10 protein-coding genes and 1 pseudogene are annotated in these 16023 nt (G+C 41.8%); 4 read left to right on the top strand and 7 right to left on the bottom strand.

The window, feature by feature from the left end:
• Positions 1-47: 47 nt before the first annotated feature.
• Complete coding sequence (locus F8S12_RS24820) at positions 48-1622, bottom strand: hydantoinase B/oxoprolinase family protein (RefSeq protein ID WP_196518967.1); 1575 nt, start codon at positions 1620-1622, stop codon at positions 48-50.
• A gap of 36 nt (positions 1623-1658) precedes the next feature.
• On the opposite strand from F8S12_RS24820, the gene F8S12_RS24815 reads away from it, so the two are divergent.
• Positions 1659-2144 (top strand): GNAT family N-acetyltransferase, encoded by a 486-nt coding sequence (locus F8S12_RS24815; RefSeq protein WP_331001442.1) that lies wholly within the window; start codon positions 1659-1661, stop codon positions 2142-2144.
• A gap of 201 nt (positions 2145-2345) precedes the next feature.
• On the opposite strand, the gene F8S12_RS24810 is transcribed toward F8S12_RS24815, so the two are convergent.
• On the bottom strand, positions 2346-4439 hold the full coding sequence (locus tag F8S12_RS24810; RefSeq protein WP_196518966.1) for a hydantoinase/oxoprolinase family protein: 2094 nt from the start codon (positions 4437-4439) through the stop codon (positions 2346-2348).
• A 299-nt stretch (positions 4440-4738) separates the two neighbouring features.
• On the opposite strand from F8S12_RS24810, the pseudogene F8S12_RS24805 reads away from it, so the two are divergent.
• Both F8S12_RS24805 and F8S12_RS24800 read left to right on the top strand, forming a co-directional pair.
• Positions 4739-5456: pseudogene (locus F8S12_RS24805) on the top strand (hypothetical protein).
• 455 nt (positions 5457-5911) lie between these two features.
• Entirely contained in the window at positions 5912-6691 is a 780-nt protein-coding gene (locus F8S12_RS24800; protein WP_196518965.1) for a class I SAM-dependent methyltransferase, read from the top strand.
• Here the strand turns inward: F8S12_RS24800 and F8S12_RS24795 are convergent.
• The 3 genes from F8S12_RS24795 to F8S12_RS24785 all read right to left on the bottom strand — a co-directional run bounded on the left by F8S12_RS24795 (position 6686) and on the right by F8S12_RS24785 (position 10690).
• Positions 6686-7630, bottom strand: coding sequence for a S66 peptidase family protein (locus F8S12_RS24795; RefSeq protein WP_196518964.1), 945 nt, complete (start codon positions 7628-7630; stop codon positions 6686-6688). The genes F8S12_RS24800 and F8S12_RS24795 overlap by 6 nt on opposite strands.
• 111 nt (positions 7631-7741) lie before the next feature.
• Positions 7742-7948 (bottom strand): DUF433 domain-containing protein, encoded by a 207-nt coding sequence (locus tag F8S12_RS24790; protein ID WP_331001441.1) that lies wholly within the window; start codon positions 7946-7948, stop codon positions 7742-7744.
• Positions 7949-8059: 111 nt separating this feature from the next.
• Positions 8060-10690: a DNA polymerase III subunit alpha gene (locus tag F8S12_RS24785; protein ID WP_196518963.1), complete on the bottom strand. Its 2631-nt coding sequence runs from the start codon at positions 10688-10690 to the stop codon at positions 8060-8062.
• Positions 10691-10875: 185 nt separating this feature from the next.
• On the opposite strand from F8S12_RS24785, the gene F8S12_RS24780 reads away from it, so the two are divergent.
• The gene (locus tag F8S12_RS24780; protein WP_196518962.1) at positions 10876-12168 is read left to right on the top strand and encodes a dicarboxylate/amino acid:cation symporter; all 1293 of its coding nucleotides are present in this window, start codon (positions 10876-10878) and stop codon (positions 12166-12168) included.
• A gap of 135 nt (positions 12169-12303) precedes the next feature.
• Here F8S12_RS24780 and F8S12_RS24775 read toward each other — a convergent pair whose 3' ends face one another.
• Entirely contained in the window at positions 12304-12483 is a 180-nt protein-coding gene (locus F8S12_RS24775; protein WP_196518961.1) for a hypothetical protein, read from the bottom strand.
• A gap of 460 nt (positions 12484-12943) precedes the next feature.
• Positions 12944-16023, bottom strand: a 3080-nt coding sequence (locus tag F8S12_RS24770; RefSeq protein ID WP_196518960.1) for an Ig-like domain-containing protein, incomplete at its 5' end; no start/stop codon positions are given.

Raw genomic sequence — 16023 nt, 5'->3', positions numbered from 1 at the left:
GATCGAGATCATCAATTAGCATACAGTTTTGAGCCAAACCCCTTGATTCATATTACTCTTTGCTCCTCTGCGTGAGACAAATTACCAAATCCCCCTCCCCCAGGAGTTTCTATCACAAAAACATCCCCAAGTTTCATCTCTACCGTTGCTGTGCTATCTAAATCTTCTTCACTTCCATTCTGACGTTGTATCCAATTGCGTCCTACTTTTCCAGCCTCCCCACCATTTAATCCAAAAGGAGGAATAAGCCGATGTTCAGAAAGAATATTAGCTGTCATAGGTTCTAAAAACTTGATCCGGCGGATAACTCCATTACCACCCGAATATCTTCCTTTGCCACCACTATCGAGACGAAGACTAAAGTTTTCTACAAGTACAGGATAACGAGTTTCTAAAACTTCTGGATCGGTCAATCGGGAGTTAGTCATGTGGGAATGAACACCATCAGTTCCATCAAAATCAATTCCCGCCCCAGAGCCGCCGCAGATGGTTTCATAATATTGATATTGTTCATTACCGAAGGTAAAATTATTCATTGTTCCCTGAGAAGCAGCCATCACACCCAAAGCACCATATAAAGCATCGACAATAGTTTGAGAAGTTTCAACATTACCCGCTACTACTGCGGCTGGATAGGTTGGATTCAACATACAGCCTACTGGGATAATAATTTCTAACGGGTTAAGACACCCGGCATTGAGAGGAATATTATCATCTACTAAAGTCCGAAAAACATATAAAACTGCTGCTTGAGTTACAGCTTTGGGAGCATTAAAATTACTATTTAGTTGCTCAGAAGTTCCAGTAAAATCAATGGTAGCACTGCGATTTTCTGAGTGAATCGTGACTTTAACTTGAATTATCGCCCCATTATCCATTTCATAAATAAATGAACCATCCTTTAGAAGATTGATAGCTCGTCTCACAGACTCCTCGGCATTAGCTTGTACAAAGCTCATATAAGCTTGAACAGTCTCAAGTCCGTATTGATAAACCATTTTACGAAGTTCTTGAACTCCTCTTTCATTAGCAGCAATTTGTGCCTTAAAATCAGCTATATTCTGGTCAATATTACGAGCAGGATAAGTATGATTTGAGAGGTGCTGTCTTACTGCGGTTTCTCGAAAACTTCCTTCTTCAACTAAAAGAAAATTATCAAAAATAATTCCTTCTTCTTCCACTGTGGTACTGTGGGGAGGCATTGAACCTGGAGTAATCCCACCGATATCAGCTTGATGTCCACGAGAAGCAACGTAGAAAATAACTTGTTTTTTGTCTGCGTCAAAAGCAGGGGTAATTGCAGTTACATCAGGAAGATGTGTTCCCCCATTATAAGGATTATTCGATAGATAAACATTTCCTGGTTTTATAATGTCGCCTTTAGCATTAATTAAACTGCGGACACTTTCACTCATCGAGCCTAAATGTACAGGAATATGAGGAGCGTTAGCGACTAATAATCCAGAAGCATCAAAAATAGCACAGGAAAAATCAAGCCTTTCTTTAATATTTACCGATGTTGCCGTATTTTGGAGAACAATACCCATTTGTTCGGCGATAAATTGATAGAGGTTTTTGAATATTTCTAAGCGGATGGGGTCGGGTTGAGATGTTGTGTACATTTCTGGCTCCTATATTTGCTAAGATTAGCTACTAAAGTGATTGAGATTAATTTAATGAAGGTTCGGACTACTACACCTGATGATGTACCACTAATTTATTCCTTTATCCAAAAAAAGTCTGAGTTTGATAGAAAAATTGGTGCTTATTCTGGTGTCATTCAAGTCACTGAAGATAAAATACACAAAACAATTTTTATAGCAGTACCTTTCTCCTACGTTTTATTCGCTGAAACCTCAAAGCGTGTGGTTGGATTTGCTTTATATGGATTCAGATACTCATCGTTTGCAGGTCAACCAAGTATCTGGCTTGATGATTTGTATGTGGATGAAGATATGAGAAGTCAGGGAGCGGGCGCAGCATTGATGAGTAATTTAGCTCAAGTTGCAAAGGGTAATAACTGTACCCATCTTGCTTGGAATGCTGATGCTCGCAACACTCGTGGACTGAGTTTTTACTATCAGCTAGGTGCAAACATTATAGAACAGAAAGAAAATCGCTGTTTTTTCATCTGGGCACCATAAGTGTTATTGATATTTTGGAGATAACGGAGAGCATTCTTGTCTAATGTCGCCATTGTTTCGCCAATTCTAAGAATGTAGTTTCTATTTGTACGATTTCAATGACCGGATGGTAAGGTGACATTTAATTTCTATTTGGGTTTATTACAAAATAACTAACATTGATAATTATCTCGCAAATAAAAATTAAGGAAGATAAATTAATCAATCTTTACGCTGTAAAACTAAATGATTACGTTCAGTTAATCTGGCTTCCCAGCCAAATTCAACTACAATTGTGCTAATTTTTTCGACAACGATCGCAGGCCCATTAATATTATCTTCTGGTTGTAAATCTTCCCGTCGAAAAACAGGAGTATCATGCCATTGTTCAGCAGTAAACATCCTTACTGTCTCAACAGATACGGGAACTTCATCTAAAGGTCGGTTACGAATAATTAAGGCTTCTTCAGGAGTCTCCATCTTCTGAATAACTTCCACTGAGGCGGATTCAATAATTAAGGTTTTTTCTAATTGAATGAAACCATAACGAGATTGATGTTCAGCCTCAAATAGTCGTCGCATTCCTACCACATCATCGACAAAATCAACGGTTAAAGTGGAGTTAGTTCCCTCATATTTTAAGTTAAGCTTTTTGACTATTTCTAATTGGCTATATACTTCATCTATTTCATTTATAGCTTGAGTTTCTAAATATTCCGTTAACTGCTGTAATTGAGGAATTAACCCTTGAGTGAGAGGTTGTTCAACTCCTCCTTCTCTAATCGCCCGGACATCAGCTAATCCCATTCCGTAAGCAGAAAGAACACCAGCATAAGGATGTAAAAATATCTTTTTCATTCCTAAAGTATCGGCAATTAAACAAGCAACTTGCGCGCCTGCACCACCAAAACAACAAAGCACATATTGGCTGACATCATAACCCCGTTGCAGACTAATTTTTTTAATTGCGTTTGCCATATTTTCCACTGCGATCGCAATAAATCCCGCAGCTACTTGTTCGGGAGTACAATGATTTTTTGTAGCAGATACAATGTCTTTGGCTAATTGTGTAAATCGCTGAATGACAATATCTTTATCTAAAGGTAAATTGCCATCAATCCCAAAAACCGAGGGAAAATATTGCGGGTGAATTTTGCCTAACATCACATTGGCATCAGTAACCGCTAATTGCCCCCCACGACGATAACAAGCAGGCCCAGGATTTGATCCAGCAGATTCCGGCCCGACACGATAACTAGAACCATCAAAAAAGAGAATTGAACCACCACCAGCCGCAATAGTATTAATTGCTAATACGGGAACTCGCATCCGTGCCCCAGCAATTTCCGAATTTAGTTGTCGTTCATACTCTCCTTTAAAGTGAGCAACATCTGTACTTGTCCCGCCCATATCAAAAGTAATAACTAACTCGAAACCAGCCCTTTTGCTAGTTTGGACTGCACCAACAATACCCCCAGCCGGGCCACTCAAAATACTATCTTTTCCTTGAAATTGTTCGGCTGCGACTAAACCGCCGTCAGATTTCATGAACATCAATTTGACTCCGGGTAATTGACTCGCTACTTGGTTGACATAGCGACGTAGAATAGGAGTTAAATAAGCATCTACTACTGTTGTATCTCCTCGGCTGACCAATTTCATTAAAGGACTAACTTGATGGGATACAGATATCTGCATAAAGCCAACTTCTTGAGCAAGCTGGGCTATTTGTTGTTCATGGTAATGATAGCGATCGCTGTGCATAAAAACAATGGCACAACTCCGAATTCCTGTGTTGTAAACTGCTTGCAAATCACTTTTTGCTTTTTCAATATTTATAGAAATTAATTCATTTCCATGAGCATCATAGCGTTCATCTATTTCAACCACCTGCTCATAAAGCATAGTTGGTAAAATGATATGACGGGCAAAGATATCAGGACGATTTTGGTAGCCAATTCGCAGTGCATCTTTAAACCCTTTGGTGATGAAAAGAACGACGCGATCGCCTTTCCTTTCTAACAGTGCATTTGTCGCTACTGTTGTCCCCATTTTTACCACTTCTATCGCTTCAGTAGGAATTGGTTCATTATCTGAAAGACCTATAATGTCTCGAATACCCTGGATAGCTGCATCTTGATACTGTTCAGGATTTTCTGAAAGTAATTTGTAGACTATAATCCATTGTTGATCAGGTAGAGGAACAATTAAAAAACGTTCAGGATGTCTTGACAGTCCATTTATAATGTCCTGACTATTAGTAACAGCAACAATATCAGTGAATGTACCACCGCGATCGGCAAAAACTTTTAACATTGCTCTATTTCCTTAACACTATAAAGGTAGTATAAATAAGTAGGCGTGAATAACTACAGGTTTGTAGTAAGCGATGAAGCCATTACTACAAAAAGTCCAAGAATTTTACATTGGTTAACATAGTTTGGTTAATTCTTACCTACTTACTTTTATCAACCGTGGCAATAATATTAGGACGTCTTTGTAGTGGCTGATGCATCAGAAAATGGAAAAGGCACGGGAGCATCTCACTTTTGCAAATATAGGTGTAATTGAGGGAAGATAGTTACACTCACAATACCCAGGCAAGTGCAATTACTATGAACCCTGAAGACTCCCAACGTCTGGAAGCCTGCTTGCTAGAGGCAGCAGAAATTCTTTATCGGAATACTCAGCCTGAAGAGCTAGCAAACTTTGAGAGTTTGGAAAAAGCGGTACGGACAAAGATGCTAGAGCAAGTAAGTCCAAAAATCGCTTTTTTTTATCAAACAAGTCACAGGGACAGAAAAAGGCAGAGAACGAGTAGTCAAAAGCATTGTAGGAAAGGTTACAGTCACAGAGAAACAAGCACAAATATTGGGATTAAAGCCTTATAGTCAGCTAAGTCCACTGTTTGAGAAAAACTGTTTGCTGTTGAGTGGGAATGAATCATTTCAAGATGTAGAAAAAATGAAAGAAAACCTCTATAAAGTCGGTGGGTCAATCAAACGCCTTAAGGCAGCAGAAACATTTTTATGGCTTGGCCAGGTTCAGGAAGCGATGCCTGCGGCGGGCTACGCCTACGCTCTGTTTGTTGATTTGACAAAAAAGCAGGCAAAAAACTTCATCAACTATCTTAAAAAGCATTCGGAAAGGATCGTCAACTATCTGTATTTCTCTCAAGAAGGCTTATGTTCCATTGGTTCCGGCGCTGTTGAATCTGCCGTCAAACAAATTGGCAAACGTTTAAAAATTTCTGGCGCACAGTGGAAATTAGAAAATGTGCCTCGGATGCTACAGCTTAGATGTGCTTATCTCAACGGCCAGCTTGCTGCCTGATGTTTTTGCAAAGGTGAGATGCTCCCAAAGATTTTCTCCTTTTCTACAGTAAAGCTAGTACAGCTTGGCGGTGATTCACATTTAGCAAAAGACCCCCAAAGCAATACTACACTACGGCTAATTTATACAGAATAGCTCTGTGTAGCTTGCCGCCGTAGACATTGCTTTTCTTTTCACCCTCGCCTAGATGTCTCTAATTACCGCAGGGCGATTATCCTTCTCTTGGGGATTTGACTTGATCTCAGTATTAACTATTGAACCATATAGGACTCCTATTTGATTTTTGCACAACTAAGCTGCCTAGAAGCTTGCCATCCAAAGATTTCCTTCTCATTATATTGAGCAAGATTAAAGTAGGATTCCGATAGTGTGTTACTGTTAATCCTGAATTACGTAATCTAATTGGTAAAGTTAACAAAACTAGTACATAATGAATCTTTGGAGAAAAATAAATAATGACAAAAACTAATGAAGTTGTTCCAAATATCTCATTATCTAGTTGGGACTATATTTCACCCAAGTTTGAGATAGTTCATCCTGATTCATCTTTCCCCAATATGATTATTGGAGACCTCAATAATTGTTATTGGTCTTATTTACGTCGAGAGATTCCCCATAACTGGTATGTGGATAGAGATGAGCCATTTATAGGGTTTCTTAACCGAGATGAGGCACATATTTTATATAATACAGCACTCAAATTTGCTGGAAAAAAAGCTTTAGAAATTGGTTGTTTACGGGGTTGGTCTGCCTGTCACCTGGCATTAGGTGGAGTGGAATTAGATGTAATTGATCCTCTTTTAGCCAGAGAAAATGTTTACGAAAGTGTAACTAGTTCCCTACGACTTGCTGGTGTTCTCGACTCAGTTAATTTAGTAGCCGGTTATAGTCCACAAAAGGTAGAGGAGTTGGCTAAACAATTACAACGCAAGTGGTCATTGATTTTAATTGATGGGGATCATGAAGCATCGGCTCCGCTCAATGATACGATTATTTGTGAACCATTGGCAGAGGCGGATGCTTTAATTTTATTCCATGATTTAAATTCTCCTGATGTAGCACAAGGCTTAGACTACTTAAAAGAAAAAGGTTGGAATACAATTATTTACCAAACTATGCAAATTATGGGGGCTGCTTGGCGCGGAAATGTTGAGCCAGTAAAACATCAGCCAGATCCGAAAATTAATTGGAATTTACCAAAGCATTTAGAAGATTATTCTGTGAGTGGATTATGACTGTTTAACCAGAAGCGGATCTGATTTTAACTTTAGATGGGGATGCGCGATCGCTAATATCCCTGCATCTCCATCTAAAGTTGCTTCTACACCCACTGGTAAGGCTGCGTTGGGGCTATCATGACCAAAAGGCAGAGCAGAAACAATCGGAATATTTAAATCACCCAGGCGATCGCGTAATACTTCCTCTACACTAAAACTAGGTACAGTTGGTGGCGCTTCACAGCGAGTAAAACCCCCCAAGGCGATACCACAGACTTTAGACAAAGCACCGCTTAAACGCCACTGCGTCAGCATCCTGTCGATGCGATAGGGTGCTTCTGTAATATCCTCCAATGCCAGAATTACACCATCAAGATGTGGCTGGATTGGTGTACTCAAAAGGTGAGTAGCTACCGTGAGATTACCTGGTAGTAAAGTACCTGTAACTACGCCCCCGCCCCAACCGCGACCTTTGAGAGGGGCGAGAGGACGACCTTCTACCCAGTCGAATAATCGGTCAATTGACCAATCTGGCTCATCTGCCAAAGTTGTCATTACCGAACCGTGAACGCTGCAAATTCCTGCTGTGTAAAGACTCCACAACAAGGCTGTAATATCAGAAAAACCAATCAACCACTTGGGAAGTGCTGAGTTTTTTTGCCAATTCCAATCTTCTAAGATGCGGGTGCTGCCAAAACCGCCTCTGGCGCAAAGGATACCGCGACAATGGGGATCTTGCCAAGCTGTCGCTAGCTGATGACGGCGGCTTTCATCTGTTCCAGCAAGATAACCCCATTTGTCATCTATCTGAGGACTGATTTCTACAATATAACCACGCGATCGCCAAATTTCTACACTCCGCCCAAATGTGTCCAATTCTCGCAAAGCACCACTAGGTGCAATTACTCGTAGTAAGTCACCGGGTTTCAGGGGCAGTGGTAAGATTTTGGATGGCATGAAAAAAGTTAAGAGTTAAGAATAAAGACTATAACTCATAATTCCGATAAAATTTTGTTGAATTATTTTCAAAGCGATCGCTCTTTAGATGCCCTTTTGTTGAAAAATATTCTAAGCCCTCATTCGTATAGCAAAGGGAGAGGCTGGAGCCTGAACTTTCGCTTGCTGTGCTTGTTCCCATTCAGCGCGAATTTCATTGTCAATCTCGTCTTGATGGTCAAAGTAATATCCCATCGCTGCGTAGGCTTCAGCAGGGTGTAAGTAAGGATGCTGGCGGCACATCTCTTCAACCGACCAGCCATAGGCCATATAATCCAATACGGTTCAGTTAAGGACTACTGGTACAAAATTTTGGGTTTTTGAGACGCGATAAATCGCCGTCTCTACAAATGTTTTGGTCTTATCTGAACTGTATTGAGACTTATCCTCTCAATTTGGTAAACACTCTACCCGCATCAAATCTAATTCCCGTTCAAATATTTCATCAATTGGCAACATTTGACCATCGACAGTCATAAACTTGTGGTCTTTTGTTGCTCGAATGATTGAACCATCTTCTAAACAATACTCAAATACTTCTTGTTGTCCGCGATCGTGCCACTGTGCTACAGGTTGCGTGTAAATATTCCCATTATTATCAACGCTGTACACAGTACATTCAATGCGTTTTTCCACAATTTTCCCAATCGGTATTAATCCATATTCTACAGTCAATATTTCCGTGTCATAACTTAAACAATATTCAGCAAACTTTAGCATTTGCTCAAATAATTCATCCGCAATTTTTTTCTGTACCCCATTTTTTGCTGCGCCATCAACGAATTTTTCTCGCTGCTTTTGCATCTCCGAAACTTTCTTTTTACCCATTGCTCGACGCAGCAAGTCAGCTTGTCCTAATGAATATCCAGCCATATCCTGAGCAATTTTCATGATTTGCTCTTGATAGACCATAATTCCATAGGTTTCGTCTAATATTGGTTCTAAAATGGTGTGTTGATAATCAATATTTTCTCGCCCGTGTTTGCGGTTAATAAACTTCGGAATCAGTCCCGCATCTAATGGCCCCGGTCGATAAAGTGCCAAAATTGAAGAAATATCTTCTATATTAGAAGGCTTCAAATCTCGCACTATCTGACGCATACCAGAAGATTCTAATTGAAATATCCCTTCTAACTCACCCGCTTCTAATAATTCATAAGTTTTTTGCACATCTTTTGGCAAAGTACTATGTTCACCTTTAGCTAATATCTTCTGGGCTTTTCTTTCCTGGCGGGGAATTTCATCAGGATCAACTCGATATCCTCTCGTTTCTTGAATCAAATCAACGGTTTTTTGAATTAGCGTCAGGTTCCGCAAACCCAGAAAATCCATTTTTAACAAACCCATTGATTCCAGGTCTTCCATGAAATATTGGGTAATTACAGAACCGTCATTATTCTTCTGTAACGGCACAATTTCATCAAGTGGATCGGCAGAAATCACTACACCTGCTGCATGAACTCCAAAAGTTTTATTAGTTCCTTCAATTCGCATTGCCATATCAAGCCAGTGGCGAACATGGGGTTCTTTATCATATTTCTCTTTAAACTCTGGTTCTGGAGTTTCATTAGAAATCATCACCTTGAGTTTTGTTGGTTTTCCCCGCACCACAGGAATTAATTTCGCCATTTTGTCAGCTTCCCCATAGGGAATATTCAATACTCTGGCGACATCTTTCAAAACTGCTTTAGAAGTTAAGCGGTTAAAAGTAATAATTTGGGCAACTCTATCTGCACCATATTTATCAGTTACATATTCAATAACTTTATCCCGTTGTTCAATACAGAAATCCGTATCAATATCAGGCATGGATTTACGTTCGGGGTTCAAAAAACGCTCAAATAGTAGCCCGTGATGTACAGGGTCAATATTAGTAATTCGCATCGCATAAGCAACTAATGAACCAGCCGCCGAACCTCTACCAGGCCCCACAGGAATATTATTATCTCTAGCAAATTTGATGTAGTCCCATACAACTAAAAAGTATTTGGAAAAACCCATCTGCTGAATCATTTTTAATTCGTATTCCAATCTTTCTTTATAGATGGAATCAACTTCCTGGCGGGATTTACGATTTAACCGTTCTAAAAGTCCACTCCATGCAACATCTTCGGCGTAAGTATCAGCAGTATGACCAGAGGGAATAGGTGGTGTCGGAATCTGAGGCTCACCCATAATATTGTAAGGCTCGACTTTATCGGCAACCTCTTCAGTAGTAGCGATCGCAACTTCAATCACTTCATCCGGCAAATGGTCACGAAATAGCTGCTTCATCTCCTCGCCAGATTTGAGATATTCTGTACCGCTATAACGCATCCGCTTGTCTTCAACAATTAGCTTGCCAGTTTGAATACATAGCAAAGCATCGTGGGCTTCAACGTCAAAACAAGAAATAAAATGAGAATCATTGGTAGCAATAAATTTAATCCCTAGCTCCCTCGCAATTTTGACTATTTCAACATTTACAATCCGGTCTTCTTGAGAGCCGTGATCTTGGATTTCTAGATAAAAATCATCACCAAATACATCTTTATACCATTGGGCAACTTTCCGAGCTGCATCTGGTCTACCGCTAAGAATCGCCTGGGGAACTTCTCCACCCAAGCAAGCACTAGTAACAATCAAGCCTTCATGATATTCTTTTAGTAAATCTTTATTAATACAAGGACGAGAAAAAATTCCTTTACCTTGAACACCTTTAAGGTGAGAAATTGTAGTTAATTTGACTAAATGTTTGTAACCTTGAGTATTTTTAGCTAAAACAACTTGATGATATTTTGGACGGCGTTCTTGTTTTTCAATATCGCCGTTAATGACATACATTTCATTGCCGATAATCGGCTTAATATTTTGACTACGGCAGATTTTGATCAACTCAACGGCCCCATACATGACACCATGATCAGTAAGGGCGATCGCTTTCATTCCCAGTGCGATCGCTCGATCCACTAACTCTGGTAGCTGACTTGCCCCATCGAGCAAACTGTAGTCACTGTGAATATGTAAAGGGATAAATGACATAAGCAATTCAAAATTAAAAATTAAAATTCAATGCTAATCAACTGATCTCTAGGGATCTACCCAGTCGCACACCCTTTCGAGCCGGATTTTGCAAAGCAACGGAATCTTAGATTAACTTGTTTGCGAAATTTTCACTTCCGAAAGTGAAGTTTTAATAGTTACAGCAGTTAACCAGTATCTAGCCAATGAGTCAAACAGAGAGTACTACTTCGCCTGAAACCAAAGCTAGCCCTTGGTGGCAGCGTATCCCTCTTACTTTGCAAATTGTCATCGCCCTAGTAGCCGCAGTCAGCGTCGGCATTGCCCTTGGTGCGGGGAATCCCAATCCAAGTAACGCCGCCTTAATCAACAATTTAGCAATTCCGGCTGAATTAGTACTAAAGGCTCTCCGTGCCTTAGCTACACCCCTGATTCTGGTAGCTGTGCTGCATACCTTAATGACTACAGATATCCCTGGTACAGCCGGACGGCGGCTAGCAGTGCTGCTTTTAACCAACACAACCGTAGCTATTTTAGTAGGACTTTTTGTAGCAAATGTCCTGCGTCCGGGGACTTGGGGCAATGTAGCTACCTCAATAAATACAGAAATAGCTCCTCAAAGTCTTGACCCTTGGGGAATACTCAAAGATGCTGTACCGGAAGCTGTCCTCAAGCCGTTAGTTGATAATAATGTTATCCAACTAATTGTTATTGCCCTGAGTTTTGGCATCGTCCTGCGGGGATTAAAATCTGAACAAATTGCCCAAGGGAAAAAGGGATACCAGCCGATAGAGGATGTCATCGGCATTTTGTTTGAGGCGGTAGTCCGCGTCCTCAACTGGGTAATTGCCTTAGTGCCTTTGGCAGTATTTGGGATTGTAGCAAAGACTGTTGCTATGCAAGGCTTTGCACCATTTAAATCTTTGGGTGCATTTATCGTAGCGGTGCTGTTAGCGCTGGCATTGCAAGCTTGCTACTACCTCACCAGAGTAAAATTCGGTTCTTGGGTACACCCGCTAAAATTCCTCTCTGGTGGTTCTAATGCCTTTTTGACAGCTTTCTCAACTTCTTCCTCTGCGGCTACAATGCCCGTAACCTTTGAGGTTTTACAAACAAAAATCGGTTTAAGGGAATCTTCTGCTGCTTTGGGGGCATTAGTCGGGGCAAATTTCAATAATGATGGCACTGCCCTTTATGAAGCAATGTCTGCGTTGTATATTTCCCAACTGATTGGGCAACATTTGGGTTTAGGACAGCAGTTAATTGTCATCCTTACCTCGATTTTTGCATCCGTAGGTGCGGCAAATATTCCCAATGCTGGACTGGTAACAATGACACTAGTGTTCACTTCTGTAGGCTTACCTACCCAGTACATCGCTTTGCTAGTTACTGTAGATTGGTTTCTGGATCGCTGCCGCACTGCAATTAATGTCATGGGAGATATGACTGTCAGTGCTTTACTTGACGGCAAAAAGCCACGTTCTGTAGACGAGGTTTAGTACATCTTGCTTAAAATCGTAGCGTTTTTAAACGCAGGGGGACGCAGGTCTTGCCAAATTTAATTCGCTACGAATAAATGAAATGTTGTACTTAGTTTGCCAGCTTTTAATTGAGTGCAGCAGCTTTAAAGGTATCTAATGCTGTTGAGGCCCCTTAGCATCGCATTCTTTAGCCCAGCAGCGTTCTAGAAGTTGAAGACGCCAGATTAATGCAAAGCGATGGGGATTTAATACTAATTTAGTATCACGACTAAATAAAGGCTGGTTCAGATACAGCCAAAGGGGGAATTTAATTTTGGTGTGTTTTGGAGTCATAAGAACAACAAAATATTATAAAAGTTTAGTGGGAATAGTTGACATTTTGTCTAGGAACCGCCTGATAGTGTTTTTATAGTTAAAGACTACACTGCGTTTTTGCAATTGTCTTGGCGGCAATTGCGGAATTTTAGCAAGTGAATTCGTTTTCCTTCCGCTTTAATACTGAAATTCCGCACACCATTTTTCTGATTCGATATCCCGTGAAAAGTCATACCATTTCACGACATTCCTGCTACAGATACGTTGGAAAGGGCGTACATCTGTTGCAAAGATTTTTGGAAGCGATCGCATTGCTATCCAAAATTTTAACTCGGTTGCCTGTAATGAATTACGACTTTTAAAAAACTTGTTATTTATGTTACGAACTATAAATTTACAGTCAGTTTGACGAAAAGGCTAATTTTATATTAATTATTGGTTTTTTGGGGGAGCAAGACCTTGCTCCCCGACTTCGATACTAGACGCTAGTGAAATTAGCGGCAGTCAGTGTGACGGTATTAATGCTAGTCAGCGTTGCCAAGATTTCATCAGTAGTAGTCACAATAATCTGATTACCGCAGAAACTCAGTTGGCTGAAGGTTAAACCACTAGACAAGCCAATCAAGTCAGTGCCCTTGCAGAAGTCGGTAATAGTATCAGTACCTTGGGTTGCAGCCAAGACAAATTTATCTTTGCCATTGCCACCTGTAAGAGTATCGTTACCAAAACCACCAAACAATCTGTCATTACCATTGCCACCATTAAGGGTGTCTTTGCCATTACCGCCACAGAGGATGTCATTACTATTACTGCCAACAAGGGTATCATTACCATTGCCACCATTAAGGGTGTCTTTGCCATTGCCGCCATTGAGGTAGTCATTACCTTTTGTGCCGTGGAGTGCATCGTTGCCGTTGCCACCAAAAATGCGATCGCCTACTTGGACAGTAACCTTAGCAGTACTGGTAAGCTGATCATCAGTGATGGTGTAATTGAAGCTAGCCGCACCACTAAACCCGGTAGTTGGGGTAAATAGGATAAAGTCATCTGCCGAGTTGTTGGCAGTGCCGTTATTGTTAAGTACCGCAGTCCCGTTGGTTGCATTATTAACAGCAGTAATGCTAAGGTTGGTGCGATCGACATCTGTATCATTAGCTAGTAGAGTATTAGCTCGAATACTTACAGCAGTATTTTTAGCAGCAGTAACAGTATCATTGACTGCAACGGGTGCGTCATTGACTGGTTTGACGTTCAAGTTAAAAGTTCCAGAAATGATGCCGCCATTGCCGTCATTGACAGTGTATGTAAAACTGTCAGTTCCGTTGTAGTTGGCGTTTGGGGTGTAAGTGAAGTAGTCGTCGCTGGTGTTGCCAACAGTGCCATTGTCGTTGAAGGTGAGTGTGCCGTTAGCAGGGTTAGTGAAACCACTAACGCTTAAGGTATCGCTTTCGGCATCTGCATATATATTTATAATAGTGCTGACAAGGATATTAACAGAGGTATCTTCATCAATTATAGCATTAGCCCCAAAACCAAAGATGACGTAGCTCTTGTCAACATCAGACTGAGTGACGCGATCGTTAAAACGTGTCCCAATAATCAGGTCATCAAATCCATCACTGTTAATGTCCCCAGCACCACTGACAGAGAAACCTGATCTTTCAAACGTATTAATACCCTTGATCACAAAGCCATTGCTGCCGTCCAAGGACGAGATATTGAAGCTAGCTCCAAAGCCGCTACTGCTGCCAAACAGTAAGTAGCTCTCCCCAACAGATTTGGCATTATATGCCCCGATAATCACGTCATCAAAGCCATCACCGTTAAAGTCTCCGGCACTGCTAACTGAGTAGCCGAAATTGTCATCATCATCAATGCCTTTAATCACGAAGCCGTTATTGCCATTGAGATCGGAGAGATTAAGGCTAGCTTCAAAATTGCTGCCCTTGCCAAACACCACGTAGCTTTCCCCGAAATTAAATGAATCGTAACGGGCGGAAATGCTTGCCCCGATAATTAGGTCATCAAAGCCGTCACCGTTGAAGTCTCCGGCACTGCTAAGGTCGATGCCTGAACTGTCACCTCCATCAATGCCGTTGATCACAAAGCCGTTGCTGCCATTGAGTGACGAGAGATTAAGGCTAGCTGCAAAGTCACTGCTGCTGCCAAACACCACGTAGCTCTCCCCTGCATCATCATTGCCGTTGGGGTCGGCACCACTTCCCCCGATAATCAGGTCATCGAAGCCGTCGCCGTTGATGTCTCCGGCATTGCTAACGGAGCCTGAGAAGTCACCTGCATCAATGCCGTTGAGTACGAAGCCGTTACTGCCATCGAGTGATGAGAGATTCAGGCTGGCTCCAAAGCCACTGCTGCTGCCAAACACCACGTAGCTCTCCCCTGCAAAGTTATTGCCGTTGGGGTCGGCAGAACTTGCCCCAATAATTAGGTCGTCAAAGCCGTCACCGTTGATATCTCCAGCATTGCTGACGGAGCTGCCTGAGAAGTCACCTGCATCAATGCCGTTGAGTACGAAGCCGTTGCTGCCGTTGAGTGACGAGAGTTCAAAGCTAGCTCCAAAGCCACTGCTGCTGCCAAACACCACGTAGCTCTCCCCTGCAAAGTTATTGCCGTTAGGGGAGGCAATAAATGCCCCAATAATTAGGTCGTCAAAGCCGTCACCATTGATGTCTCCGGCATTGCTGACGGATTTGCCTGAGTTGTCAAGCTGATCAACGCCGTTGATCACAAAGCCGTTGCTGCCATCGAGTGACGAAAGATTGAGTCTAGCTCCAAAGTCACTCCTGCTACCAAATATCACGTAGCTTTCCCCAGCGTAGCCTTTGCCGTTGGGGGAGGCACGGTATGCCCCAATAATCAAGTCGTCGAAGCCATCACCGTTGAAGTCTCCAGCACCGCTGACAGGAGCGCCTGAGCGGTCACCCACCTCAATGCCGTTGATTACGAAGCCGTTGCTGCCATTAAGGTCAGAGAGATTGAAAATAGAAATAAGCCTGGGTGCATCATTCACCCCGTTGATGGTCAGGTTAACGCTAGCTGTACTGGTAAAGCTACCATCGCTGATAGTATAAGTAAAGCTCTCGCTGCCGATTTCGCCTACACCTAAAGTTTCAAATTGAGCGTTGGGGTTGTAAGTGAAGGTATTATCAGCATTAAGAGTCAATAAAGCGCCGGAACTTAGGGTAATAGGAATACCAACAATCACACGACTATCATTATCATTGACGTTTGTCACCGTTAAGGGGTTGTTATCTGGGTCGCTGTCATTGGCTAACACTGAAATGTTAACGGCAGTGGCTTCATCGGTGGTAGCTGTGTCGGCAACCGCGACTGGACGTTGATTAGGAACTTTAGTACTTGCAAAGCCAAACACCACGTAGCTCTCCCCAGCATAGCGGTTGCCGTTGGGGGAGGCACGAAATGCCCCGATAATCAGGTCATCGAAGCCGTCGCCGTTGATGTCTCCGGCATTGCTGACTGAGGAGCCTGAGCCGTCACCTTCATCAATGCCGTTGAGCACAAAGCCGTTACTGCCAT

It is taken from the genome of Nostoc sp. WHI (assembly GCF_015714725.1).
In the GTDB taxonomy this organism is placed as follows: domain Bacteria; phylum Cyanobacteriota; class Cyanobacteriia; order Cyanobacteriales; family Nostocaceae; genus Nostoc.
This window is presented reverse-complemented; position numbering and strand designations above follow the sequence as displayed.

Bases quoted from the DNA above. Each gene is read 5' to 3' on its own strand.
- F8S12_RS24820 (WP_196518967.1), bottom strand. From the start codon at position 1,622: ATGTACACAACATCTCAACCCGACCCCATCCGCTTAGAAATATTCAAA.
- F8S12_RS24810 (WP_196518966.1), bottom strand. From the start codon at position 4,439: ATGTTAAAAGTTTTTGCCGATCGCGGTGGTACATTCACTGATATTGTT.
- F8S12_RS24800 (WP_196518965.1), top strand. From the start codon at position 5,912: ATGACAAAAACTAATGAAGTTGTTCCAAATATCTCATTATCTAGTTGG.
- F8S12_RS24795 (WP_196518964.1), bottom strand. From the start codon at position 7,630: ATGCCATCCAAAATCTTACCACTGCCCCTGAAACCCGGTGACTTACTA.
- F8S12_RS24785 (WP_196518963.1), bottom strand. From the start codon at position 10,690: ATGTCATTTATCCCTTTACATATTCACAGTGACTACAGTTTGCTCGAT.
- F8S12_RS24780 (WP_196518962.1), top strand. From the start codon at position 10,876: ATGAGTCAAACAGAGAGTACTACTTCGCCTGAAACCAAAGCTAGCCCT.
- F8S12_RS24775 (WP_196518961.1), bottom strand. From the start codon at position 12,483: ATGACTCCAAAACACACCAAAATTAAATTCCCCCTTTGGCTGTATCTG.